19 protein-coding genes and 1 tRNA gene are annotated in these 23,522 nt (G+C 66.0%); 13 read left to right on the top strand and 7 right to left on the bottom strand.

Going from position 1 to position 23,522, the window contains the following annotated elements:
* Positions 1 to 3: 3 nt before the first annotated feature.
* The 5 genes from ASF04_RS16790 to ASF04_RS16770 form a co-directional block, all read right to left on the bottom strand.
* A complete protein-coding gene (locus ASF04_RS16790) occupies positions 4 to 489 on the bottom strand; it encodes a molybdenum cofactor biosynthesis protein MoaE (RefSeq protein ID WP_056143990.1) in 486 nt (161 codons plus the stop codon).
* On the bottom strand, positions 486 to 3,065 hold the full coding sequence (locus tag ASF04_RS16785) for a DUF349 domain-containing protein (RefSeq protein ID WP_056143987.1): 2,580 nt from the start codon (positions 3,063 to 3,065) through the stop codon (positions 486 to 488). The genes ASF04_RS16790 and ASF04_RS16785 overlap by 4 nt, the downstream gene beginning before the upstream one ends.
* Before the next feature lie 130 nt (positions 3,066 to 3,195).
* Positions 3,196 to 3,900, bottom strand: a complete 705-nt coding sequence (locus tag ASF04_RS16780; RefSeq protein WP_056143985.1) for a hypothetical protein — start codon at positions 3,898 to 3,900, stop codon at positions 3,196 to 3,198.
* Between the two features lie 160 nt (positions 3,901 to 4,060).
* Positions 4,061 to 6,523 carry a bifunctional acetate--CoA ligase family protein/GNAT family N-acetyltransferase gene (locus tag ASF04_RS16775; RefSeq protein ID WP_056143981.1) on the bottom strand — a complete coding sequence of 821 codons (2,463 nt, stop codon included), beginning with the start codon at positions 6,521 to 6,523 and terminating at the stop codon, positions 4,061 to 4,063.
* A gap of 20 nt (positions 6,524 to 6,543) precedes the next feature.
* On the bottom strand, positions 6,544 to 7,533 hold the full coding sequence (locus ASF04_RS16770; protein ID WP_056143978.1) for a DUF2804 domain-containing protein: 990 nt from the start codon (positions 7,531 to 7,533) through the stop codon (positions 6,544 to 6,546).
* 150 nt (positions 7,534 to 7,683) lie between these two features.
* Between ASF04_RS16770 and ASF04_RS16765 the strand changes: the two genes are divergently transcribed.
* The 8 genes from ASF04_RS16765 (at position 7,684) to ASF04_RS27570 (ending at position 16,618) form a co-directional block, all read left to right on the top strand.
* Positions 7,684 to 8,931, top strand: coding sequence for an exonuclease SbcCD subunit D C-terminal domain-containing protein (locus tag ASF04_RS16765; RefSeq protein WP_056144703.1), 1,248 nt, complete (start codon positions 7,684 to 7,686; stop codon positions 8,929 to 8,931).
* Positions 8,928 to 12,773, top strand: a complete 3,846-nt coding sequence (locus ASF04_RS16760) for an AAA family ATPase (protein WP_056143975.1) — start codon at positions 8,928 to 8,930, stop codon at positions 12,771 to 12,773. Before ASF04_RS16765 ends, ASF04_RS16760 begins: the two co-directional genes overlap by 4 nt.
* 44 nt (positions 12,774 to 12,817) lie before the next feature.
* Positions 12,818 to 13,372 (top strand): putative metalloprotease CJM1_0395 family protein, encoded by a 555-nt coding sequence (locus ASF04_RS16755; protein WP_056143973.1) that lies wholly within the window; start codon positions 12,818 to 12,820, stop codon positions 13,370 to 13,372.
* Between the two features lie 43 nt (positions 13,373 to 13,415).
* Complete coding sequence (locus tag ASF04_RS16750) at positions 13,416 to 13,625, top strand: hypothetical protein (protein WP_019920191.1); 210 nt, start codon at positions 13,416 to 13,418, stop codon at positions 13,623 to 13,625.
* Between the two features lie 75 nt (positions 13,626 to 13,700).
* Positions 13,701 to 14,684 carry a hypothetical protein gene (locus ASF04_RS16745; protein WP_056143970.1) on the top strand — a complete coding sequence of 328 codons (984 nt, stop codon included), beginning with the start codon at positions 13,701 to 13,703 and terminating at the stop codon, positions 14,682 to 14,684.
* Between the two features lie 241 nt (positions 14,685 to 14,925).
* Positions 14,926 to 16,095 (top strand): class I SAM-dependent methyltransferase, encoded by a 1,170-nt coding sequence (locus tag ASF04_RS16740; protein ID WP_056143967.1) that lies wholly within the window; start codon positions 14,926 to 14,928, stop codon positions 16,093 to 16,095.
* Between the two features lie 74 nt (positions 16,096 to 16,169).
* Positions 16,170 to 16,246, top strand: a tRNA-Met gene (locus ASF04_RS16735).
* 168 nt (positions 16,247 to 16,414) lie between these two features.
* Complete coding sequence (locus tag ASF04_RS27570) at positions 16,415 to 16,618, top strand: hypothetical protein (protein WP_156368672.1); 204 nt, start codon at positions 16,415 to 16,417, stop codon at positions 16,616 to 16,618.
* Positions 16,619 to 16,668: 50 nt separating this feature from the next.
* On the opposite strand, the gene ASF04_RS27565 is transcribed toward ASF04_RS27570, so the two are convergent.
* Complete coding sequence (locus ASF04_RS27565; RefSeq protein ID WP_156368671.1) at positions 16,669 to 16,860, bottom strand: hypothetical protein; 192 nt, start codon at positions 16,858 to 16,860, stop codon at positions 16,669 to 16,671.
* A 137-nt stretch (positions 16,861 to 16,997) separates the two neighbouring features.
* Here ASF04_RS27565 and ASF04_RS16720 point away from each other — a divergent pair, with 137 nt between their 5' ends.
* The 3 genes from ASF04_RS16720 (at position 16,998) to dbpA (ending at position 20,562) form a co-directional block, all read left to right on the top strand.
* On the top strand, positions 16,998 to 18,671 hold the full coding sequence (locus ASF04_RS16720) for an acid phosphatase (protein WP_056143959.1): 1,674 nt from the start codon (positions 16,998 to 17,000) through the stop codon (positions 18,669 to 18,671).
* Between the two features lie 120 nt (positions 18,672 to 18,791).
* Positions 18,792 to 19,016, top strand: coding sequence for a hypothetical protein (locus tag ASF04_RS16715; protein ID WP_019920197.1), 225 nt, complete (start codon positions 18,792 to 18,794; stop codon positions 19,014 to 19,016).
* Between the two features lie 100 nt (positions 19,017 to 19,116).
* Positions 19,117 to 20,562, top strand: coding sequence for an ATP-dependent RNA helicase DbpA (gene dbpA / locus ASF04_RS16710; protein WP_056143957.1), 1,446 nt, complete (start codon positions 19,117 to 19,119; stop codon positions 20,560 to 20,562).
* 31 nt (positions 20,563 to 20,593) lie between these two features.
* Here dbpA and ASF04_RS16705 read toward each other — a convergent pair whose 3' ends face one another.
* Complete coding sequence (locus ASF04_RS16705; protein ID WP_373922145.1) at positions 20,594 to 21,748, bottom strand: MFS transporter; 1,155 nt, start codon at positions 21,746 to 21,748, stop codon at positions 20,594 to 20,596.
* Between the two features lie 151 nt (positions 21,749 to 21,899).
* On the opposite strand from ASF04_RS16705, the gene ASF04_RS16700 reads away from it, so the two are divergent.
* Complete coding sequence (locus ASF04_RS16700; RefSeq protein WP_056143954.1) at positions 21,900 to 22,703, top strand: helix-turn-helix domain-containing protein; 804 nt, start codon at positions 21,900 to 21,902, stop codon at positions 22,701 to 22,703.
* A 44-nt stretch (positions 22,704 to 22,747) separates the two neighbouring features.
* Positions 22,748 to 23,521, top strand: coding sequence for a hypothetical protein (locus ASF04_RS16695; RefSeq protein ID WP_082488817.1), 774 nt, complete (start codon positions 22,748 to 22,750; stop codon positions 23,519 to 23,521).
* Position 23,522: the final 1 nt, after the last annotated feature.

Below are 23,522 nucleotides of genomic sequence, written 5' to 3'. Positions count from 1 at the left end.
ACATCAGGGAGAGTCGGCCCCCTGCCATTTGGCCAGCGCCGCGTCGTCGCTGACGCGGGCATCGACCCAGCGGGCGCCGTCGGGCGTGACTTCCTTCTTCCAGAATGGCGCGTCGGTCTTCAGGTAATCGATGATGAACTCGCAGGCGGCAAACGCCTCGCCCCGGTGCGCGGCGGTAGCGGCTACCAGCACGATCTGGTCGAGCGGCTTGAGCGGTCCCACCCGGTGAATCACCAGCGCCCCGAAGGTAGGCCAGCGCATTTTGGCCTGCTCGATGATGGCGGCAATCGACTGTTCGGTCATGCCTGGGTAGTGTTCGAGCTCCATCTCGGCCACGGAGGCGCCGTCGTTCAGGTCACGCACCGCGCCGACAAACGTCACCACCGCGCCGATCTTCGGATTGGCGGCGCGCAGGCGCGCCACTTCCGTGGTCAGGTCGAAGTCTTCGGTCTGGATCCGGACCTGATTGAGTTGATTACCCTCGCTCATGCCCGCTCCGAGCCGCCGATCCGGCGCAGCAGCTGCTCGATGCGGCTGACGGTACGGTCGTCGGCCAGCGCCGGCATCGCGCACAATTGCAGGTAGGCGGCGGTGGCCGATAGCGGCTTCTGGCCCGATTTCAACGACGATTGCAGCACTTCCACCTGCATTTTCAGGCGCTCGCGCGCGAACTCGGCGCCGGAATCGACGCCGGCGACGATCTCCAGGCGCAGCACTTCGTCAAGCAGCTTGGCGCGATTGGCTTCCAGCTGCCTGGTGTACGACTCGCGTCCAGCTTCCAGGGCCGTCACGCCCGCCGCAAAGCGGCCTTGCAGCGCCTTGTCGTAGTCGCCGCCGAGAGTGGGCAGCGCGGTCCAGCGGGCTTGCCAGGCGTCGGCATCGAGTTGCTCGCCCTGCCCTGCAATCGACTGCTCCAGCGCCTGCACCAGGCGCAGCTTGTCGCGCAGTGCATTGGCCTGGGCGGCGCCGGCGCGGCGCTTGATGGCGTCGGCTTGCGCTTGCACGCCGGCCACTGCCGCCTGGTAACGCTCGTTAATGCGGGCTTCGGCCGCGCGCGGCACCACGCCGGCGCCGTTCCACGCCGTTTGCGCATCGCGCAGGGTGTGGGCGATGGCTGCCAGTTGGGCTTTGTCGTCGCCGCTGAAGGTGGCCGTTTCCAGCGACTTGCAGAGGTCTTCGCGCGCGTGCAGGTGGGCCTTGCGCTCGTGGTCGGCGGCGTGGGCGGTTTCCTTGCGCTTGGCGAAAATCGCATCGCACACCGTGCGGAAGCGCTGCCACAACGCCTGCTCGATCTTGCGCTCGAGCGGCAACGCCTTGGCCAGCTCCTGCCAGCGTTCCTGCAGACGGCGCAGCTTGTCGAGCGTGTGGCGGTCGGCCGGCTGCAACTGCCCGGCTTCGGCGATCAGCTCCTCGCGCTTGGCTGCCTCGATCTTGCGCTGTTCGGACAACGGCGCCTGCAACTGGCCCAGGGCCTTGTCGAACGCCTGGTCGAGCTTGCGCTTTTCTTTGCGGTCGATGGCGCCGAGGCGGCCCCACACTTGGCGCAGCCGCTGCACGGCAGCGGCAACATTTTTCAGGTCGGCGCCGTCATGGGCCGAATCGGCCATGGCGCGGATCTCGTCGATCAGCGCTTGCGCCTTGGCCGCGTTGGCGTGGCGTTCCTCGGCCAGGTGCTTGAAGTGGGCAGCGGCCGGCGCGTAGGCGGCGGTACAGGCGGCGTCGAACTTTTCCCACAAGCCCTTGGGCGCGTGGCCGGAGACGGCGTCGAGCTCCTTCCAGCGTTCGCGCATGCTGCCCACTTTTTGCGCCAGCTCGCTCATCGACAGGCCCTGGACCGGCAGTTCTTCCACGGCCTTGACCAGTTCCTCGCGCGAAACATTGCCGCTCCAGCGCGCCCAGTCGGCCAGGCGCTTGAGTTCGGCACGGACATGGTTCAGGTGGTCGGTCTGCTGTTGCGACAGGCGGATCTTGTGATCCTTGAGCCATTTGTCGTGCTCGGCAGCGGCGTGCAGCGAGCCCTGCTCGAGGGCTGCTTCCATGGCCTCCAGTGTTTCGAGGAATTTCTTTTCCACTTCCTTCGATTGCTGGGGCTTCGGTGGGCGTTCTTTCCTGGGCGCGGGAGCGGCGGTGGTGGCCGCAGGGCTGGCTTCGGCACCAACGGCTTTGGCGGCCGATGGATCGGCTGCCGCAGTAGCTGAGGTGTCGGCTGCCGTAGCGCCCGGTGCGTCTGCGGCCGGGACGGTAGCGCCGGAAGCAACGGTTGAGTCGGCGTCAGCGCCAGCAGAAGCGCCGCCAGGTACGGCGGCGACAGCAGCTGCAACGGCCCGGCGCCCGGCAGCAGCGAGCGCAGCACGCGCCTGCTCGATCGCCTGGTTATAGTCGGACAGCAAATGGTGTGGCAATGCCGCGTGCTCGGGCGCCTGCTGATAGTCGGCCAGATCGGCGGCGTGGCGCGCCAGCGTTTGTTCGGACTCGTCCACCGGCAGTCCTGCATCCGGCAACTGGCGCACCACGGCCATGGCATCGATGATCTTGCGCTGCAGCGCCACTTGCGCTTCCAGGCGGGCGGCCAGCGCTGCACGGGCGGCCGCATACGGCTCGGCCACGGCCGGCACCGCCGACGTGATGGCCCACTGGCGATCGAGTTCGGCCACCTGGTTCGGTGTCAGCTTTTCTTCTTTCAGCAGGCGCTGGGCCTGTTCGAGGCAGGCCTGGGCTTTTTGCAGCTCGGCCTGCTGGTAGCGGATGGCGTCGAGCCGGCCCTGCATCAGTTTGGCCACGCGGCGGTCGGTGTTGCGCATGGCGGCCAGCACCTGTTCCAGCGCGGCCTGCGATTGCACGTGTTCGGCGGCGGCCAGGCGCACGCCGGCAAATTCGCTTTGCAGGATCAGGGCCACGGCGCCCGCTTCGTCGCCGGCCAGGGCGGCGGCGCGTTGCGCCTGCTCATCGCGGCGGCTGGTCGAATCCGCAGCCGCAGCGGCGGCGGCGCCCGCAGCCGCTGCGCCCGGAGCATTGGGCGTGGCCTGGGTTTGGGCGGTAGTGCGCTTAAAGATGAAATCGAACATGGGGCGCTATGGAGGTGGGATAAACCACCATCATAGCAAAGCAGAAGGAATTTGCCCGGCGGGCGTGCGGCGGGCCTGTAATTCGTGACCGGACGGCGCGGTCAGCCTCAATTTGGCGGCTACTGGCAGGCTATTTGGCCATGGCTTCGTCAAGCAAGCCGTGGCGTGCCGCCGGCCGCGATCGTGCCGGCCGGGTGTGCTGCATGTCCTCTTTTTCCTCGTCATCGTCCACCAGCGGCAATACCTGCAACCCCGGTATGGTGATCTGGGCGTCGGTAAGTTGCCGGACCGCAGCACGTGGCGCGGCAGCGGCCGGGGCACAGCGCTTCATTTCTTCCAGGTGCTTGTCATGCATCATCAATTGGTTGGCGATGGAAAACCAGGTGTCGCCGGCAAATGCCGCACGGGCGATGGCAAACAGTTCCTGTTCTTCCTTTTCCAGCCGCTTCAGCATGGACGAACAAAAAGTTTCGATGCTGTCGCACACTTGCTCGACGCGAAAATCCTGCATGCCGGCAAAGATACCCATCTTTTCCTGCAAGTTGCGGATGGCGGTGAGCGCCGACTGGTTGAGGCGGTTGAGTTCGTCGAGCAGGTGGTCGGCACGCTCGGTGGTCTGGCGCAGCGCGGGGATCAGGTACATTTCGGTTTTGCGCCAGTGACATGCCTGGTAGAGCTTGTGCAGCGATTCGCAAGCGAACTCGAGCTGCGAGAGCGTGATGCTGTTTTGCTGCAGCAAGGTATTACGAACGTATTGCTGGAACGATTGCAGGCTGAGGCGGACGCTGGCTTGTTCCACCGACAGCGCAACCAGGGTATATGTGGCTGTTAACATTCTGACTCCCAAAACTGAAGTTGCGCGCCCATGGCGAGACAGCGAGAGCGGAAGTGGAAAGTGTAAATAATTCCGACACCTGCGCCTTGACCCAAGACAAACCTGGTCCAATGCGGTGCATGAATTGAATGTCCAATATATAACAGTCTGCGGGCGAAATCTACTTCAATGGCAGCTGCAAACGCACCATGCCGGGTTCCTGGTGCGGCAAAACCACGCCGCCGAAATGGCGCACCAGCTTTTGCACGCCGAGGTTCTCGGCCAGCGCATCACCAACGATCTCGGCCGTACCACGCGCGCGGAAGTAATCGACCAGCTTGCCGAACAGGATGTAGCCGAGCCCTTTCCCCTTCAGGTCCGAGCGGATGATGATGGCGAACTCGGCACTCTGGTTGGCGGGATCGAGCACCGCGCGCACCACGCCCAGGGTTTCGGCGCCGCCACCGGCAAGCGGCCTGGTCGCGATGAAGGCCATGGCCCGGTCGTAATCGATCTGGGTGAGGCGCGCCAGCTGGGCCGGCGGCAGCTCGCGCATGGCGGTGAAGAAACGCAGCCGCACATCGTCGGCATCGAGCGCGTGGAAAAACGCCTGGTGCTGCGCGGCGTCCTCGGGCCGGATCGGCCGCAGCACGATGTCGCCGCCATTCCACGCCACCGTTTGCTCCAGCTCCTGCGGATACGGCCGGATCGCCAGCGTGCGGCGGCTGCGCGGCGCCGCCAGTTGTAGGCGCGCGCCCAGCGCCACCACCGCGCCGCCAATCGCCAGCACCGGGTTGAGGTCGAGTTCCGCCAGTTCCGGCACATCGGTCAGCATGTCGGCCACCTGCACCAGCGTGCGCACCAGCGCTTCGGCATCGGCGGCGGTCTGGCCCTGCGCGAGCAGGCGCGAGATGCGGGTACGGCCCACCATGTCGCGCGCCAGCACCATGTTCAGCGGCGGCAGCCCGGCCGTGCGGTCAGCCGTGAGGTCGGCCAAACCCTCGGCCGCCAGGCCGCCCTGGCCGAAGAACACCACCGGCCCGAACACGCGGTCGATACCGATCCCGATACGCACCGCCGCCGGCGTGTGGCCTGCCAGCGCGGCCTGCTGCGGCGTGGCCAGGGCGATGCCATACGCGGCCAGCAGGCTGCGCGCCTCGTCGTCGCTGAGGACCACCGGCCCCTTGTTTTTTTCCTGTTCCTTGCGGTGCGCCGCCAGCGCCGCCTTGACCAGGGTACGTGCGGCCGCCCGGGGCGGCGCGGCGGTGCCCGGCACCCCGGCCGGCACTTCCATCAGCAAGGCCTGGTTGCGGCGGTATCGGGCCATCTGCAAAAAGCCGTGGACCGCCGTTTCCGGGGTCTCGAACGTAGGCAGGCCGGCGTCGGCAAACTGCCGCCGCGCGCTGACTGCCGAGGCGCCGCCCAGCCAGCACGACAGCACATTGCGGCCGCCGGCCTGGAACAGCGGCGCCAGCGCCTGCGCGATTGCCTCGCTCGTCACCATGGCCGTGGGCGCGTGCAGGAACAGCAGTGCGTCGGTCGGGTCGTCGGCCAGCAATGCTTCTGCCGCTGCCACATACTGCGCTACCGGAGCATCGGCCGGCAGGTTGATCGCCAGGTTGGCGGTCGGGTTGGCAGTACTGCTGGCGGCAATCGCTAACCCCTGCTGCGCCAGGCGCTTGCGGGTAGCAGGCGACACCGGCGCCGGGCGCAGTTCACCTGCCGCCAGCGCATCGGCCGCGACCAGCGCCAGGCTGGCGCCATTGGTCAGCACGGCCAGCCGCTCGCCGCGCTGCGGACGGCGGCGTGCCAGCGTTGCCACGGCATCGAACAAATCTTCGGTGGAATGCACTCGCAACATGCCGGCGCGGCGAATGGCAGCGTCGAATACCAGGTCAGCGTCGCTATCATGTTCCTGGCGCGCCCCCAGCTTGAACACGATCACCGGCTTGGCGCGCGCCGCCAGCCGTCCGGCCGACATGAATTTACGGGCCGAGCGCAAGTCTTCCACGCACAGCAAAATCGCTTCGGTGCCGGCATCGGCGGCCATATAGTCGAGCAGGTCGCCGAAATCGACATCCACATCGTCGCCCAGCGTGACGAAATGGGAAAAGCCGATGCCGCGCTCGCCGGCCCAGTCCAGCACCGCCCCCGCCAGCGCCCCCGCTTGCGACACGAACGCCAGCTTGCCCGCGCCCGCCGGCACATGCGTGAAGCTGGCGTCGAGACCCAGAGCCGGCGCTTGCAGGCCGATGCTGCCCGGCCCCAGGATGCGCAGCAGGTGCGGCCGCGCCGCGTCCAACAAAGCCTGGCGCTGCGCCCGGCCGCTCACTTCCGTCATGACGATGACGGCGCGGGTGCCGCGCGCGCCCAGTTCGGCGATCAGGCCGACGATGGTGGCCACTGGCGTGCAAATAATCGCCAGATCGGGCGCCTCGGGCAGCGCAGCCACGCGCGCATAGCACGGCATGCCGTGCAACTCGGTGTACTTGGGATTGACGGGCCAGATTTTTCCCGTCGTGGCAAAGCCGCCGGCAGCCAGGTTGGCCAGCACGCGGGTGCCCACGCGGTGCGGCTTGCCGGACGCGCCGATCACGGCCGCGGAACGGGGCGCCAGCAAGCGGTCGAGATGTTTGATGCTCATGCGGCCCTTTCAGTGAGTGCCTACCAGCGCGACGTATGCTCCTCGGTCACACCCATCATTTGCGTCACGATGCGTTTCGGCTCGTCGGGGGTGCTGCGCACCCAGCCGGTGAACGTGCCCACCGGTTGCAAGAACCGGCTGGCTGCGACCAGGTTCTTGCGGTTGTCGCGGCGCGCGCCTTCGGGGGTAAAGTGCAGCTCGAGCAAATCGTCTTCCGTAAAAATATGCCAGGTCGATAGCGGATCTTTTGCATCGTACAGGAAGCGGGCCGGCGCCAGCGCATGCACCTGGCCGTCGAGCCACAGGGCGTTCTCGTTGGCGCCGAAATAGCCGGCCTGCAGGTTGAACCCCAGTTCGAGCGTGTGCGCCGATGCCCAGCGCCACGCAGTGTTACGCGCCAACAGGCCGTTGGAGTAGTCGAAACTGGCCACGCCGCCGGCCAGGTCGTATTCCTCGCGCCAGGTACGCACTTCGCCGCTGAGCGGCATGCCCGACGACTTTTGCGTGGTATGCACGGCGCCGCCGTCCACCGCGCCCACAGCCAGCAGCAGCGGCGCGTCGGGCGGGCCGAATTCGGCGTCGATCTCCAGGTGGTCGCACGCCACCGACAGCGTAAAACTGCCCGCGCCCGACGGCTCGAGCGCGAGGCGGCCCTTGGGCGACTCGAAATAACTGGCGCCGCCCGAATGGTCGGCCACCCGGCCGCGCCGGCCCAGGCGGCCGTCAGCGGAAAAATTGGCCAGCATGTCGCCGTCATTGCGGTCGAACGCATAGGCGAACGCGGTGCTGGTCCAGCCCAGGTCGACGATCGCCACGCCGCAAAATACCCGCTCGGTGCATAGCGCCACGTAATGCCAGCGCTTGTGGTGCAGGCGGCGCCACAGCGCGCCATGCGCGTACGGCAGCGCCAGGCGTTCCCAGTCGATATGGCCAGTCTGGCCGGCATAGCGGCCAAGCAGCGGCTGGCCGTCGGCACTCAATAGGCTGGCCGGCGCGTGAGGCAGGATCATGCTGGTTCCGTTTTTCTCAAGATTGGTCCTCTGCCCGGTGAATATCGATGGCCGGACATCCGGCCCCTCGCTATTTTAATAAGGATTTCAAAGTAGCTGACAGTCCGGATGCGCTATATTGTGTTTTTCCCGGTTGTTTACTCTCAATTCATGCGTCTGCTGCACACCTCCGACTGGCACCTCGGCCAATCCCTGCACAATTTCGAACGTCACTACGAACACCAGCGCTTCCTCGACTGGCTGCTCGACACCATCGTGGCCGAGCGCGCGGACGCGCTCCTGATCGCCGGCGACATCTTTGACAACGCCAATCCCTCGTCGGCCTCGCAAAAGCAGCTGTACCGCTTCCTGCAGCGCGCCAAAGAGCGCATGCCGCACCTGAACCTGGTAGTTGTGGGCGGCAATCATGATTCACCGGGCCGCCTCGAAGCCCCCGGGCCGCTGCTCGAAGCGCACGGCACCCGCGTGATCGGCGCTGTGCAGCGCCACGCGGACGGCGCCATCGACCTGGAAGCACTGGTGCTGCCGCTCACCGGCGCCGACGGTTCGGTACAGGCTTGGTGCCTGGCCGTGCCGTTCCTGCGCCCTGGCGACGTGCCGCGCAAGGCTGCTGATGCCGAGGCCGAAACCGCCGACAGCGCGGCCGATCCCTACCTGGCCGGCATCGCCCTGCTCTACAAGCAGGCACTAGACCTGGCGCTGGCCAAGCGCCAGCCCGGCCAGGCCATCGTCGCCATGGGCCACTGCCACATGGTCGATGGCCAGATGTCGGCCGACTCCGAACGCCGCATCGTCATCGGCGGTACCGAGATGCTGCCGGCCGGGATCTTCGATCCGGCCATCGCCTACGCGGCGCTGGGCCATTTGCACCTGGCGCAGGCGGTGGGCAAACAACACCACATCCGCTATTGCGGCAGCCCGATCCCGCTGTCGTTTGCCGAGGTAGGCTACCAGCACCAGGTGCTGCGCATCGACCTCGATGGCGACGCGGTGCGCGAGATCGTGCCGATTGCCATTCCGCGCGCGGTGCAACTGCTGCGGGTGCCGGCCAAGCCGGCATTGATCGGCCAGGTGCTGGAAGAACTGGCAGCGCTGGACGTGCCGGACGCGCCTACCGAAGAACAGCCGTTCCTGGAAGTGCGGGTACGGCTCGACGCACCCGAACCTGGCCTGCGCGCGCGCATCGAAGCGGCGCTGGACGACAAACCGGTGCGCCTGGCAAAGATCGAGACGTCGAGTGCGGCGCGCGGCTCAGTGCTTGATGCGGAAGTGATGACGCTCGACCGCCTGGAACAGCTGAAACCCGACGACATCTTCCGCCAGCTTTACCAGCAGCGCTTCGGCAACGAGGCGCCGCCCGATCAGTTGAGCGCCTTTGCGGAGTTGATGCTGCCATGAGAATTTTACGCATCGGCGGTAAAAACCTGGCGTCGCTGGCCGGAGAATTTTCGGTGGACTTCGAGCAGGAGCCGCTCGCCTCCACCGGCCTGTTCGCCATCAGCGGGCCCACCGGCGCCGGCAAGAGCACCCTGCTCGACGCCCTGTGCCTGGCACTGTACGACGACACGCCAAGGCTGCTCAAGGTGTCGGGGCGCAGCATGCTGGCCGACGTGGGCAGCGAAACGGTCTCCACCCAGGATACGCGCACGCTGCTGCGGCGCGGCACGGCGGACGGCTACGCCGAAGTGGACTTCATCGGCAACGACGGCGCATCGTACCGCGCGCGCTGGAGCGTGCGCCGCTCGCGCACCCGGGTGGAAGGCGCGCTGCAACCGACCGCCATGACCTTGCACCTGCTGCCAGCGCTGCAACCGATCGGCGCCACCAAGACCGAAGTCAAAGGCGAGATCGAACGCCGCATCGGCCTGTCGTTCGAGCAGTTTACGCGCGCCGTGCTGCTGGCGCAAAACGAGTTTTCCGCCTTCCTCAAGTCGGAAGACAACGAGCGCGGCGAACTGCTGGAAACGCTGACCGGCAGCACCGTCTATACCGAGATTTCGATGCGCGCCTTCGAGCGCGCCAAGCTCGAACAACAGGCGCTGCAAAAACTCAACGCCCGCCTGGCCGACCAGAAGCCGCTCTCCGCCGATGAGCGCGCGGAGATCGAAGCGCAGGCAGTGGCCGCCACCGCAGCATTGCAAGCGCTGGAACAGCGCAAGGCCGACCTGGAACAGGAACTGCGCTGGCATCGCCAGGCGGAACAGCTGGAGCAGGACGAACTGGCCGCGCGCCAGGCATGCGAACGGGCGGCAGCGGACGTGGCAGCGTCCAGCTCGCGCCGCGCCGCCCTCGCCCAACTGGTCGCCGTGCAGGCGGCGCGGCCGCTGGCCAATGACATTGACCGCATCGAAGCGGACATCGTCGCCACCGAAGCGGCGCTGCCCGCCGCCGCCCAGGCGATGGCCGACGCCGCGCTGCAACTGGAGCGCGCCAACGCCGGCCAGCAGCAGGCCGCCGTGCAAGTGCAGCAAGCGGAAGCGGCGCAGCGTACGGCCGGACCGCAGCTCGACCAGGCCAAGGCGCTCGATGCCCGCGTGGAAGCGATGCTGCCGGCCTGGCGCCAGGCCTCGACTGCCTGCGAAACAGCCAACCACGCCGAAGCGACCGCCAAGGCGGCGCTGCAAGCACGGCAAGATGAACGGCGCCGCCTGCAGGCGCAGGTGGAAGCCGGCGCCACGTGGCTGGCGCAACACCGGCAATGGCAAACCCTGGCGCAGTCGTGGGACCGCTGGGATGTGCTGTTTGCGCAGGCCGGTCAGGCCGCCGGCCAAGTCGAACGCCTGAGCGACCAGCTGGCGCGCGTGCAGCGCGCCGCCAAAGCCCACCGCGACGACGAAGCGCAAGCCGCCGCCAGACTGGCAACATCGGCCACCGTGCTCGAAACGCTGGAAGCGCGGCGCCAGGACGCCAACTCCGCGCTGGCCGCCTTCGACGCCGAGCAGTTGCACACCGCGCGCAGCGGCTGGCAGCAGCACCGCGAGCTGCTGGCCAGCGCCGAAAAGCTGTGGTTCGAGCTGGACACGCGCCAGCAGCGCCACGCCCATCTGGAGGCCCAGCGCCAGCAACTGCGCACCGCCAGCGCCACCGCCGAACAATTGCTGGTGACGGCGCTGCACGAAGGCACCGGCCTGGCCGCCGCGCTGGCGCAGGCCGAACGCTCGTTGACACTGGCGCAAGCCGCGTCGGGCGCAACCGTCGAAAAGCTGCGCGCCACGCTCACCGACGACACGCCGTGCCCCGTGTGCGGCGCCCACGATCACCCGTACCGCCACAACGATCCGGCCATGCAGGGCATGCTGGACAGCCTGCAGGCGGAGCTGGCGCGCTGCCGCCGCCAGTTCGACGTCAACGTCAACCAGCAGGCCGTGCAGCGCGCCACCGTGCACGCCAGCGGCGAGCAATTGACGGCGCTGACAGCCGAAGCAGATGGCATGACCCAGGCACTAGAGCGTGCCAGCGCCGCCTGGCGCGACCACCCGCTGCTGGCCGACGACAGCCCGGCGCCGCCACCGGCCGAACATGCGCGCCGCGACTGGTTCGCAGCGCAATTGGACACCGCCCGCGCCAATTTGCAGGCGATCGAACAACAGGACCGGGCAATGAACGCGGCCCGCATCACGCGCGACCAGGCGCAGGCAGCCTACGAAGCGGCAGCGGCCGACATGAAGCAGCTGCACGACACCGCCGCGCAGGCCAGCACCGCGCTGGCGCAGGCCAGTGCCGAAGCCAAGGCGCTGGAAGACCAGCGCGGCGAGGTGATGGCAACCCTGGGCGACCTGCTGGCCGACCTGGACCCGGCATTTACTGGTGGCGACCTGCCCAACGACGGCTGGAAGGACGACTGGAGCGCGGCCCCCGCACGCTTCCACGAGGCGCGCCAGGCCGAAAGCCGGCAATGGCTGGCGCAGCGCGACGCCCATGACCAGCGCAGCACGTCGCTGGCCACCTTCGACGTCGAAATGAAGGCGCAGCACGACGCCGTGAGCCGTGCCGGCGAAGACGCGCTGGGAGTGCGCCATGCATTTGCCCAGGCCGACGCCGCACTGAAGGAAACCCAGGACCAGCGCATGGCGCTGTGGGGCGGACGCGAAGTGGGCGCGGTCGAACACATGCTGGCTGCCGCCATCGAGCAGGCGCGCGCACTGCTGACCACCCGCCAGCACGAAGCGCAGCAGGCCGCGCAAGCGCGGGTGCGCGCCGACGAGGCGCAAACCCAGGCCGGCAACCGGTTGAGCACCTTGCGCACGGAAGCGGACACAGCCCGCCAGCAACTGGCGCAATGGCTGACCGACTTCCAGCAACGCCAGCCGTCGAACGACAGCGACGCCGGCGTGGCAGATCTCGGCCAGTTGCATGCACTGCTGGCGCAACCGCCGGCCGCCATCGACGTCGAACGCACGGCGCTGGCTGCCATCGACCGCGCCGCCGACAATGCGGCCACGGTGCTGGCCGAACGCCAGCGCCAGCGTGCGCAGCACCAGTTGGCAGCGCCGCCGGTGCGCGTTACCGCTGATGGTAGCGATGCCGGCACCGATGCAGCAGACGACCCGCTGGCCACTGCAGCGGCGCCAGTGACCGTGCTGGCCGCAGCCCTCAACACCTTGCTGGCCGAGCGCAAAGCCGCCCAGGACAGCGCCGCCGCCGTGCAACTGGTGCTGGCGCAGGACGACGCCAGGCGCCAGCGTTCGCAATCGATGCTGGCCGAGATCGCGCAACAGGAAGCGATCGAGCAGCGCTGGTCGCGCATGAGCGACTTGATCGGCTCCGCCGACGGCAAGAAGTTCCGCAACTACGCCCAGCAGTTCACGCTCGATGTGCTGCTTGGTTACGCCAACGCCCACCTGAATCACCTGTCGCGCCGCTACCAGCTCGAAAGGATCCAGAATCCGGCCAGCCCGTCGCTGGCGCTGCTCGTGCGCGACCAGGACATGGGCGGCGAAATGCGCTCGGTACACTCGCTGTCCGGCGGCGAATCGTTCCTGGTCTCGCTGGCGCTGGCGCTGGGACTGGCCTCGCTATCATCGAACCGGGTGCGGGTGGAATCGCTGTTCATCGACGAAGGTTTCGGCAGCCTCGACGCCGAAACCCTGCGGGTGGCGATGGATGCCCTCGACGGCTTGCAGGCGATGGGCCGCAAGGTGGGCGTGATCTCGCACGTGCAGGAAATGACGGAGCGGATTTCGACCAAGATCCTGGTGCAGCCGGCTGCCGGCGGGCGCAGCACCATCAGCGTGGTGTAGTTTTCAGCCGTGCTATGATTTGAGCTCCTGCATGGGAGTTCACCATGAGCATAGGCGCCATCACCATCAGCCCCGCCGTCAGCCAGCCGGAGCGTTTTACGCCAGCGGCGCGCACCGGTGCGCCCGCAGCGGCGTCCACGTCGCAGGACTCCGGCGCTTCCAGCACCACCACCCTGACGCCCGAGGCGCTCAAAATGGTGGAAGACCTCAAGGCGCGCGATACCGAAGTGCGCCAGCATGAGCAGGCCCACCTGGCCGCAGCGGGCGGACTGGCCATCTCCGGCGCCACCTACACTTACCAGCGCGGCCCCAACGGCGTCAATTACGCCATCGGCGGCGAGGTGCAGATCGATACCTCGCCCGGCGCCACGCCCGAGGAAACCATTGCCCGCGCGGCCTCGATCCAGGCCGCCGCCAACGCACCGGCCGATCCTTCCGGCGCCGACCGCGCGGTGGCCGCCCAGGCGCAGCAGATGGCAGCCCAGGCCAGGGCCGAACTGGCAAAGCAGGATGGCGGCAACGGCGCGCCAGGTGAGCGCGTGCAGCGCGGCTACACCATCGAACCCGGCGCCGCGCCCACCATCAATGTGACTGCGTGAGTGATAAAATCGCGCCTTTCGTCCCAACCTGCACAGATTAATCATGTTAAAAGCACCACGCACCCTCACCTTCAAATGCGCCAAGTGCGCCAAGGCCGTCCAGGTACGCCTGCAAAAAGTGTCGGCCTGCTCGCACATCCAGCCATACCTGGGCGTGTGCCCATGCGGTGAAGTCAAGCATCACGCCATCGGCCAGAAAGACGCCGTGGCTTCCTACCTGGCCGCGCCGGAAGGCTGGACCCATCACCACTAAATATTAACAAAGCGGCAAACCCTCAAGTTCAGAAAAGTCCGGCCGTTATAGAAGTACTATCAAACGGAAGCTGCCATGGCCAACATCCCCGCACTCGGCGCCCGCACTCTGCCGGCAAACTACTATCCAGCCAGTCCCCGGGCCGAGGGTAAAGCCGCCAACGCCCCTGCCACGCAAAAGGCCGGCGACGCCTCGACCTTGTCGAAGTTGTCGAATAACGCGCTGGACATGCAGCAGCGCGTGGCTTCGCTGGGAAATGCCACCGTCGATTTCGCGCAGGATTTTGTCAGCAGCTTCACCCACGCGCTGTTTGGCGACGACGCCAAGGGCGCCACTATCGATTTCGACTCGGCCAGCCTGGAAGCCTCGTCCAGCGTGGCGATGGGCGTGCAGCAAACGTCCGACGCCAACGGCGTGCGCACGCTGGCCGGCTTGAGCCTCACCGACAGCTCGCACTTCATCGGCAAGGGCACCATCACCACCGCCGACGGCCGCAAGTTCGACTTCGAAGTGGAAGTCAAATACGACTTCCAGCTCAATGCCGCCGCCGGCAGCCAGACCGGCAAGCCCGCCACCGACAAGGCCGACGCCAGGCCGCAGGGCACCGACCTTGCCGACCTGCCCACCGTCAAGGTGCCGAATATCGATTTCCCCGGCACACTGGCCGACTTGTTCCAGCTGATCGGCCGCGATTTGCAGTCGGCCTTGTCCAGCAGCGGCGACCAGTCCGACCAGACCAGCGACAATATCGACCGCAACACCCTGCGCGGCCTTTCGCTGCGCCTGCTCAATCTGGTCGATAGCAAGAACGCCGACACCTACGCCGCACCTTCGGCTGCCGACAAGGCCAAATCGGCCGCCGCCTACGGCGAGCAGGCGCCGGTGGACGACGTGACGATGCCGGTCAAGACGCAGCCTGACGCGGCAACCTCGCAGATCGAAGCACCGGTGCCGGAAGCATCGGCTGCCGCAGCATCGGCTGCCGCAGCATCGGCTGCCGCAGCAACGCCTGCTGCGGCAACGGATACCGCGCCGGCAAAGGAAACGCCCGCGCGCTGACAGCGCGGCATCGACGCGCGAGCAATCCCGGTTGCGGCCCGCTAACCATCCGGCATCGGCCTGGTGGCGACACGCTAGCTGCCCGCTGATGGCTTGCTCGCGTGCCCCGGTATAATACGCACCCGTATCACGCACTAACCACGTCAACGCCGGATGAACGCAACGCGTCGCCGGCGTTTTTTGCGTGCCTTGCGTCGTCCATCCGCTCATTACCGCTTATTACCTTTATCGATCGCCCGCCATGTCCGCAAATACCCCCACCTCCCCTACGCCGCAGCAAATCCACTGGGAGGAAAACGGCGTGCAGCACAGCGCCCGCTGGCGCTCCGAGGCGGGCATGCCGCCCCCAAAACGCGTGGTCATCGCCGACGACCGCACCAATGCCGATGTCGCCTATCGCCTGGCATGCGAAGGCACTGCCCTGCTGTGGCGCGGCGACTTCCAGAACGCGCGTCAGCTGCTGCAAGCACTGGCACGCCGCGCCGACCACAAGAGCAAGCCCGCCAGGAAAGCCAAGCCGGCAAAAACCCCGGCTACGCCCACCGAGGCATTCCACCTGCACCGCCAGGCCCAATCGCAACGCGCCCGCACCCTGGCCATGCTGCTGCTGCCATTCGAAGACGGCTACACGCTGCCGCTGCGCCGCGCGCCCGACGTGCAACTGGCCTGCAATGAAGCGTACGGCCGGTTCGAAGAACCGTTTGTCGCCTCGCTGCGCGAGCTGCTGGGCGTGATCGGCGCACACGAATGGCGCCGCACCGGCGTCGAGATCCCGGCGCTGGGCGCACGCATCCACCCGTACTACGGCGTGTTTTCGCCCGTGCGCGGAGAGTACGTGCAACTGGTGGCCGAGGCACCGCTGCCATCCGATACATCGCTGGCATTCGACATCGGCATCGGTACCGGCGTGCTGTCGGCCGTGCTGGCGCAGCGCGGCATCAAGCGCGTGGTCGGCACCGACCAGGACCAGCGCGCGCTGAGCTGCGCCCGCGAAAACATCACCCGCCTGGAACTCGAACAGCAGATCGAGCTCAAAGTGGCCGACCTGTTCCCCGAAGGCCGCGCGCCGCTGATCGTGTGTAACCCGCCGTGGGTACCGGCCCGCCCGAGTTCCGCCATCGAACACGCGGTGTACGACCCAGAGAGCCGCATGTTGCGCGGCTTCCTCGCCGGCCTTACCGAACACCTGACGCCGCGCGGCGAAGGCTGGTTGATCCTGTCCGACCTGGCCGAGCACTTGGGCCTTCGCCCTCGAGCCGAGCTGCTGGCGTGGATCGCCGAAGCCGGCCTGAAGGTAGTGGACCGCATCGACGTGCGCCCCACCCACCCGCGCACCGCCGACGCCAGCGATCCGCTGCACAAAGCCCGCGCCGCCGAAGTAACATCGCTGTGGCGCCTGGCAGCCGCCTAAACTCTTACTCCAGGGCAGCATGAAAAGCTGTCCTTGCGCAATCGGCTGAACCTGTATATAATTCATGCCTCAGACGCGGGGTGGAGCAGTCTGGCAGCTCGTCGGGCTCATAACCCGAAGGTCACAGGTTCAAATCCTGTCCCCGCAACCAGATACAGCAAACCGTTGATTTTCATCAGAAGATCAACGGTTTTTCTGCGTTTGGATGTGCGCTTTCTACACAAGCCGGCTCAATGTGCTAGCCTTGAACTCTGTGTACTGCCCGTTAAAAACAGGCTCGACCGATACAGCTTTTATTCAAGCTATACAGGAGGTCAACATGACACCCACTCAATTCGAGGTATGCGAGGAACGCGTACCTTACGGCAATGACGTAACTGTCGTGGAGCGCGACGGCGTGGTCTACGTTGATGGCGTACCCTTCACGCCCGAAATGATCGCTGCGTTCTCCAAACCAGATACGCCACGCCCGAGGCGCGTAATGACTAAGGAAGAAATTTTGTCATTGCAAGTACCTTTGTAATGCACGTCAGTTTCGACCTGTCTCACCCCAACTTCTCATCGAAGTTGGGGCTACTTGCCGCAACCGACCCCGCGCTCCATAATTCCCTCCTGAGATTTTTCGCCGATGCGAGTGGCGCTTCGCTCGATGATTTTCTTCGACAGAACGTTTGCTGCATTCACAACGCACCGCATTTCTTTGCCAGCACCGTCTTCGGTCACTTCACCCCAGCCACGGTCCAGCTCTTCGAAATTACTGGCCACATGGTACCCGTGTCATTTTGGCGCCCCGAGTATCTTCGGTGATCAGAGTGCATTGACACGGGATGAACCCGGTCACATATCCAAATCCCCCCAAAACTGTCACAATTATTCCTTTCAGTAATTCGAAGGAGTGAACGGTGAACGATCAGGACCAGCAAGTGGGCGCGGCACAAACGGCAGCACAGCAGGATGCCCCCGCCAGCCCTTCGCGCCGGCGCATTTTCCAGGCTGCTGCCGCTACCGGCATCGCTACTACCCTGCCCATGATGGCTGAAGCAGCCACCAAGCCCGCCGTCACCAGGGGCTCGCTCGACGCCAAGCTCAAGGCCAACGTCAAGAACGTGGTCGTGATCTACCTGGAAAACCGCAGCTTCAACAACCTGTTCGCCGACTTCCCCGGCACCGCCCAGCCGCTGTCCGACGTGCCGGCCGCCGCGTATGTGCAGCGCGACCGCGATGGTTCGGTGCTGGCCACCTTGCCCAAGGTATGGGGCGGCATGGTGCCCGAGCAGCAAAATATCGGCGGTACCGACTACCTGATCAAGGAAGACCAGATCAAGGACCTGCCCAACGCGCCGTTCAAATTGAGCGACACGGCCGGCAAGCCACTGCCCGAGGCGATCATCACGCGCGACCTGGTGCACCGCTTCTATAACAACCAGATGCAGATCAACGGCGGCAAGAACGACGGCTTTGCCGCGTGGGCCGATAGCGGCGGGCTGGTGATGGGCCACTACGGCGAGACGTCGAAAAACCTCAACCTGTGGCAGATCGCGCGCCAGTACACGCTGTGCGACAACTTCTTCATGGCGGCCTTCGGCGGCTCGTACATGAACCACCAGTTCCTGGTCACCGGCCGCGCCAACGAATATTTCAACGCCGCCGACACCGCCGCCAAAAAGAAGATCGCGGTGCTCGAAGACGGCCCGCAAGGCGTGCGCCTGGCGATTGCGCCGGACTCGCCCAAGTCGGCGCTGGACGGCAAACCCCATTACGTCAACGACGGCGCCATCACGCCGGACGGCTACGTGGTCAACACCATGGCGCCGCCGTATCAGCCCAGCTATATCCGCCCGGCCTACGACGGCGATCCGCTGGCCGCCGATCCGGCCGACGCCAACACCCTGCCGCCGCAAACCTACGACACCATCGGCGACCTGCTGTCGCGCAAAGGCGTGAGCTGGGCGTGGTATGGCGGCGGCTGGCAGGCGGCGCTCGATCGCAAGGGCGGCGGCAGCAAGCCTAACTTCCAGTTCCACCACCAGCCGTTCAACTACTTCAAGCAGTTCGCACCCGGCACCGCTGCGCGCGCGGAGCACCTGCGCGACGGCGGCCTCGGTGACAGCCCGATCTCGAACAAGTTCATCGCCGCAGCGGTAGCCGGCAAGCTGCCAGCCGTGACGTTCTACAAACCGCAGGGCAACCTGAACCTGCACGCCGGCTACTCGGACATCGAATCGGGCGACGCCCATATCGCCAACGTGATCGAGCACCTGAAAAAATCGCCGCAATGGAACAACATGGTGGTGGTGATCACCTTTGACGAAAACGGCGGCTGGTGGGACCACGTGGCGCCGCCCAAGGGCGACCGCTGGGGTCCGGGCTCGCGCATTCCTGCCATCGTCATCTCGCCGTTCTCGAAGAAGGGCCAGGTCGATCACAGCTTTTACGATACGACGTCGATCCTGCGCTTCATCACGCGCCTACACGGCCTGCCGCTGCTGCAGGGGCTCAAGGTGCGCAACGAGGCGTTTGCGGCGAACCACGCCACGCCGCCAGGCGATTTGACTGGTGCGCTGAGCTTCCGCTAAAGGTTTTTTGCCCACGCGCTTTGTGATACACTGCGCGCTTCACTGAGCCCGACTCTCGCAGCCGGGCTTTTGTTTTGAGCGACGCTTTTTGGAAATGCGTCGTGGGCACGAGATTGCGCAATGAGAGATAAAAAAGACAACGCCACGTTCGACCTGCCCGGTTTCGGCCCGGCCGCGCCGCTCGAACCGGAAGCCAAACGGCCGCCAGCGCCCCGTCCGCGCCGGTCTGGCCTCAAGCAGGAACAGCTCGAACTGCTCGAGCCGACCGACAACTCGGGCCTGCCGGTCTGGGTGCGCGACGACAAGCTCGATCTCACCGGCCTGCCCGTGTGGGCACCCGATTAAGTTCTACCAGTAGTACCTTCAGCATTCCCTCACACAGCATCAGGGCCGGAACGGAGCCTGTTAGACTGTGCCAACGTCCTTTTTGAACAGGTCTGACACCATGACATCCACCGACACCTTCGCGCCCGACCAGCAAGACGACGCGACTTCCTTCGCCAGCCTGGCGCTCAATCCCGCGCTGCTGGAAAACCTCGACACGCTCGGCTACAAGGAAATGACCACTATCCAGGCCCAAAGCCTGCCGTCGGTGCTCGCCGGCCGCGACCTGATCGCGCAAGCGAAAACCGGCAGCGGCAAGACCGCCGCCTTTGGCCTCGGCATCCTGAATAAACTCAATCCGGCGTGGTTCGCGGTGCAGGCGCTGGTGTTGTGCCCTACCCGCGAGCTGGCCGACCAGGTGGCCAACGAGCTGCGCCGCCTGGCGCGCAGCACCGGCAACGTCAAGGTGCTGGTACTCACCGGCGGCTCGCCGATGCGCCCGCAAATCGCTTCGCTCGAACATGGCGCCCACATCATCGTCGGCACGCCGGGCCGCGTGCGCGACCACCTGGGCCGCGCCACGCTCGACCTGTCCAAGGTGGAAACCCTGGTGCTCGATGAAGCGGACCGCATGACCGACATGGGCTTCTACGACGAAATCGCCGGCATCGTCAGCGCCTGTCCGAAGCGCCGCCAGACCTTGCTGTTCTCGGCGACCTACCCGGACGACATCCGCCGCGCCACCGATTCCTTCCTGGTCGATCCGGTCGAAGTGACGGTGCAGGCGCAGCATGACAACAGCCAGATCGAGCAGCTGTTCTTCGAGATCGGCTTCGACAACCGCAACCAGTCCGTGGCCACGCTGCTGGGCCACTACAAGCCGGTGTCGGCGATTGCCTTCTGCAACACCAAGGTGCAGTGCCGCGAACTGACCGAGCACCTGCGCGAACAGGGCTTCACGGCGCTGGCCTTGTACGGCGAACTGGAACAGCGCGAGCGCGACGAGATCCTGGTACTGTTCGCCAACCGCAGCTGCTCGGTGCTGGTGGCCACCGACGTCGCCGCGCGCGGCCTCGATATCCCCAATCTGGAAGCGGTGATCAACGTCGATGTCTCGAAAGACACCGAAGTGCACATCCACCGCGTGGGCCGCACCGGCCGTGGCGGCGAAAAAGGCCTGGCGCTGTCGCTGTGCGCGCCGAACGAGAAAAAATGGGTCAAGCTGATCGAGGAGTACCAGAGCGCGCCGGTCGAATGGTACGACCTGAAAAGCCTGGACGGCGGCGACTACGGCGTTGATCCGGCGCCGATGATGACGCTGGTGATCAGCGGCGGCAAGAAGGACAAGCTGCGCCCCGGCGACCTGCTGGGCGCCCTCACCGGCGAGGCCGGCCTGAGCAAGGAGCAGGTGGGCAAGATCAACGTGTTCGAGTTCCAGACCTACGTGGCGCTCGACCGCCGCGTGGCGTACGAGGCGTTTGATCGCCTGAGCAAGAACAACCCGCTTGGTGGCGACTTCGGCGCCATCAAGGGCCGCAACTTCAAGATGCGGTTCATCGAGGTTTAAAAAAAAGCCGGCGCAAACCGGCTTTTTGACATCAGCGCTTGTGCTGCTCGATATGCGGCAGCAGCACCGTCAGGATCCCCAGCAGCGGCAGGTACGAACACAGTTTGTACACGTAGGCGATGCCGGCCACGTCGGCGATGTGGCCCATGGCCGCCGCGCCGATGCCGCTCACGCCGAACATCAGACCGAAGAAAATCCCCGCGATCATGCCCACCTTGCCCGGCATGAGCTCCTGCGCGAACACCACGATGGCGGAAAACGCCGACGAGATCACGAAGCCGATCACCACCGTCAGCACGGCCGTCCAGAACAGGTCCACGTACGGCAACGCCAGCGTGAATGGCGCCGCACCGAGGATCGACATCCAGATCACGCGCTTGCGGCCGATGCGGTCGCCGATCGGGCCGCCCATGAAGGTGCCTGCCGCCACGGCGGCCAGGAACAGGAACAGATACATCTGCGCCGACGACACCGACACGCCGAATTTATCGATCAGGTAGAACGTGTAGTAGCTGCTCAGGCTAGACATGTAGATGTACTTCGAGAAGACCAGCAGCGCCAGCACGGTCAGCGCGCCATACACGCGCGCCTTGGGCAGCGGCGACTGCGCCACGACCGCCTTCTTGCGCGGCAAGCTGGCCAGGTGGGCGCTGTGCCAGCGGCTCACGTACACCAGCACCGCGAACGCCACGCCGACCAGCACCGCGAACCAGCCGATATTGCCCTGGCCACGGCCGATGATGATGGCGGCGGCCAGCACGGGACCCAACGCCGAGCCGACGTTGCCACCGACCTGGAACAGCGACTGCGCAAAGCCGAAGCGCCCGCCCGACGCGGTGCGCGCCACCCGCGATGCCTCGGGGTGGAAGGTCGAGGAACCCACGCCGATCAACGCGGCCGATACCAGCAGCGCCGGAAAGCTGTGCGCCACCGCCATCATCAGCACGCCGATGAACGTGGCCACCATCCCGGCCGGCAGCAGGTACGGCAACGGGCGGCGGTCGGTGTACAGGCCGATCCACGGTTGCAGCAGCGATGCGGTGCACTGGAACGTCAGCGTGATCAGGCCGACCTGGGTGAACGACAGCCCGAATTCCGTTTTGAGCATGGGGTAGATCGACGGCAGCATGGCCTGCACCAGGTCATTGAGCAGGTGCGCAAAGGCGACCGCGCCGAGAATTTGCATGACGGTCTGGGACTGGGTGGCAGGCGCGCTTCGTGGCGGCGCGGAGGCTGTGGCAGCAGTGGAGTTCATGGAGACACCTTGTTATGAAGAACTGGAAGTGTAATATGGCCGGCAATGCCGGATATTCCAATCTTCGTCTAGAAAGTGACAAATGGCCCCTCCCGAACGCAGTAGCGACCACCGCGACTACCAGCGCGTGCCGCGCGTAGTCACGGCCATGGCGCGCGATGAACAGCATGGCGTCACCGTCGAGCCGCACAGCCACGAACGCGCGCAGCTGCTGTACGCCACGGCGGGACTGATGCGCGTGAACACAGACCTGGGCGTATGGATCCTGCCGCCGCGCCGCGCGCTGTTCATTCCGCCCGGTGTCGTGCACTACTGGACCTCGATGAGCAAGGTGACCATGCGTACCATTTACATCGAACCATCGGCGGCGGCCAGCTACGGCAACACGTGCCGCCTGGTCGAAGTGAGTGCCCTGCTGCGACAGTTGATCCTGGCGCTGCTGGAAGAGCCGATCGAATACCCGATCCCCGGTCGCGGCGAACACCTGGCCATGCTGATCCTCTCGGAACTGGCAGCGGCAGAGACAGTGCCCATTGCCATCCCGTGGCCGCGCGACCGGCGCCTGGTGGCCGTGTGCGGCGCCATCGTGGCCGATCCGGGCAGCGCCCGCACCATCGAGGACCATGCCGCCGACGTGGGCGCCAGTGCGCGCACGCTGATCCGGCTATTCCCGCAGGAGACCGGCCTGCACTACCGCCAGTGGGTGCAGCAGGTACACCTGGCCGAGGCGTTCGGCCGGCTGGCGCAAGGCCACAGCGTGGGCGCCATCGCGGCGGCACTCGGGTATGCGAGTCCCAGCGCGTTTACCGCCATGTTCCGCCGCATCCTGGGCAAAACGCCGCAGCACTACCTGACGGAATGGCGCACACCGGTCGAGGTGGAGTAATCAATACCGGGACCTGCGGCGCGATCAACTACAATGCAGCGATCATGGAAAAACTCATCGCCGAGCTCAGAAGGCTCTACCTCCCCGACAGCCAGCACCCGGTGACCGCCGCGCTGGAAGACCACCTGCGCGCCAACACTACCATGGCCATCGACCTTGCCACCAATGGCGGCACGGCGACCGCCACGGCGCGCGCGCTGGCGCTCGATTTCCCGCGCGCCACCGACGAGCAGCACTGGCTGCTGCTATGCGACGTGGCCAACACGCTGCAACGGGATTTGAAATTGCCGGCGCCGGCGGTCAGCGTCAACGGCGCCGACAAGTACAACCTGTGGCTGTCGTTCGCGCAGCCGGTACCATTGGCGCGGCTGCGCCGCTTCCACGCCCTGCTGCATCAGGCATATTTCGCCGACCTCGATGCGGAGCCCGGCGCCACCGTGGTGGAACTGCCGCCCTGCCTGCACCAGCGCAGCGGCTTGTGGGCCGCGTTCATCAACCCCGCCATGGGCGCGTCGCTGGCCGAAGACCTGGGACTGGAGATGCCGCCGCCGATCAGCGCGCAGGCCGCATTCCTGCAGGGCCTCGACAGCATCACTGCCGAGCAGTTCGAGCATGCGATGCAGGTGCTGCAAGCGGCAACCGGCAACGCAACCGCGCCAGCCCAGGCGATCACCGCCAAGAGCGCGACCCTGGCCCCGGCAGCCGATGGCGACAACGCGTCAGGACTGCTGCTGCAGCACGCCACGCTCGAAGACATCGTGGCCGAACTCCACCGGCGCAATATCGAACCGACGCTGCGCCACGTGTTGCATCGCTAAA

The organism is Duganella sp. Leaf61 (genome assembly GCF_001421905.1).
GTDB classification, from domain to species: Bacteria; Pseudomonadota; Gammaproteobacteria; order Burkholderiales; family Burkholderiaceae_D; genus Rugamonas; species Rugamonas zoogloeoides.
This window is presented reverse-complemented; position numbering and strand designations above follow the sequence as displayed.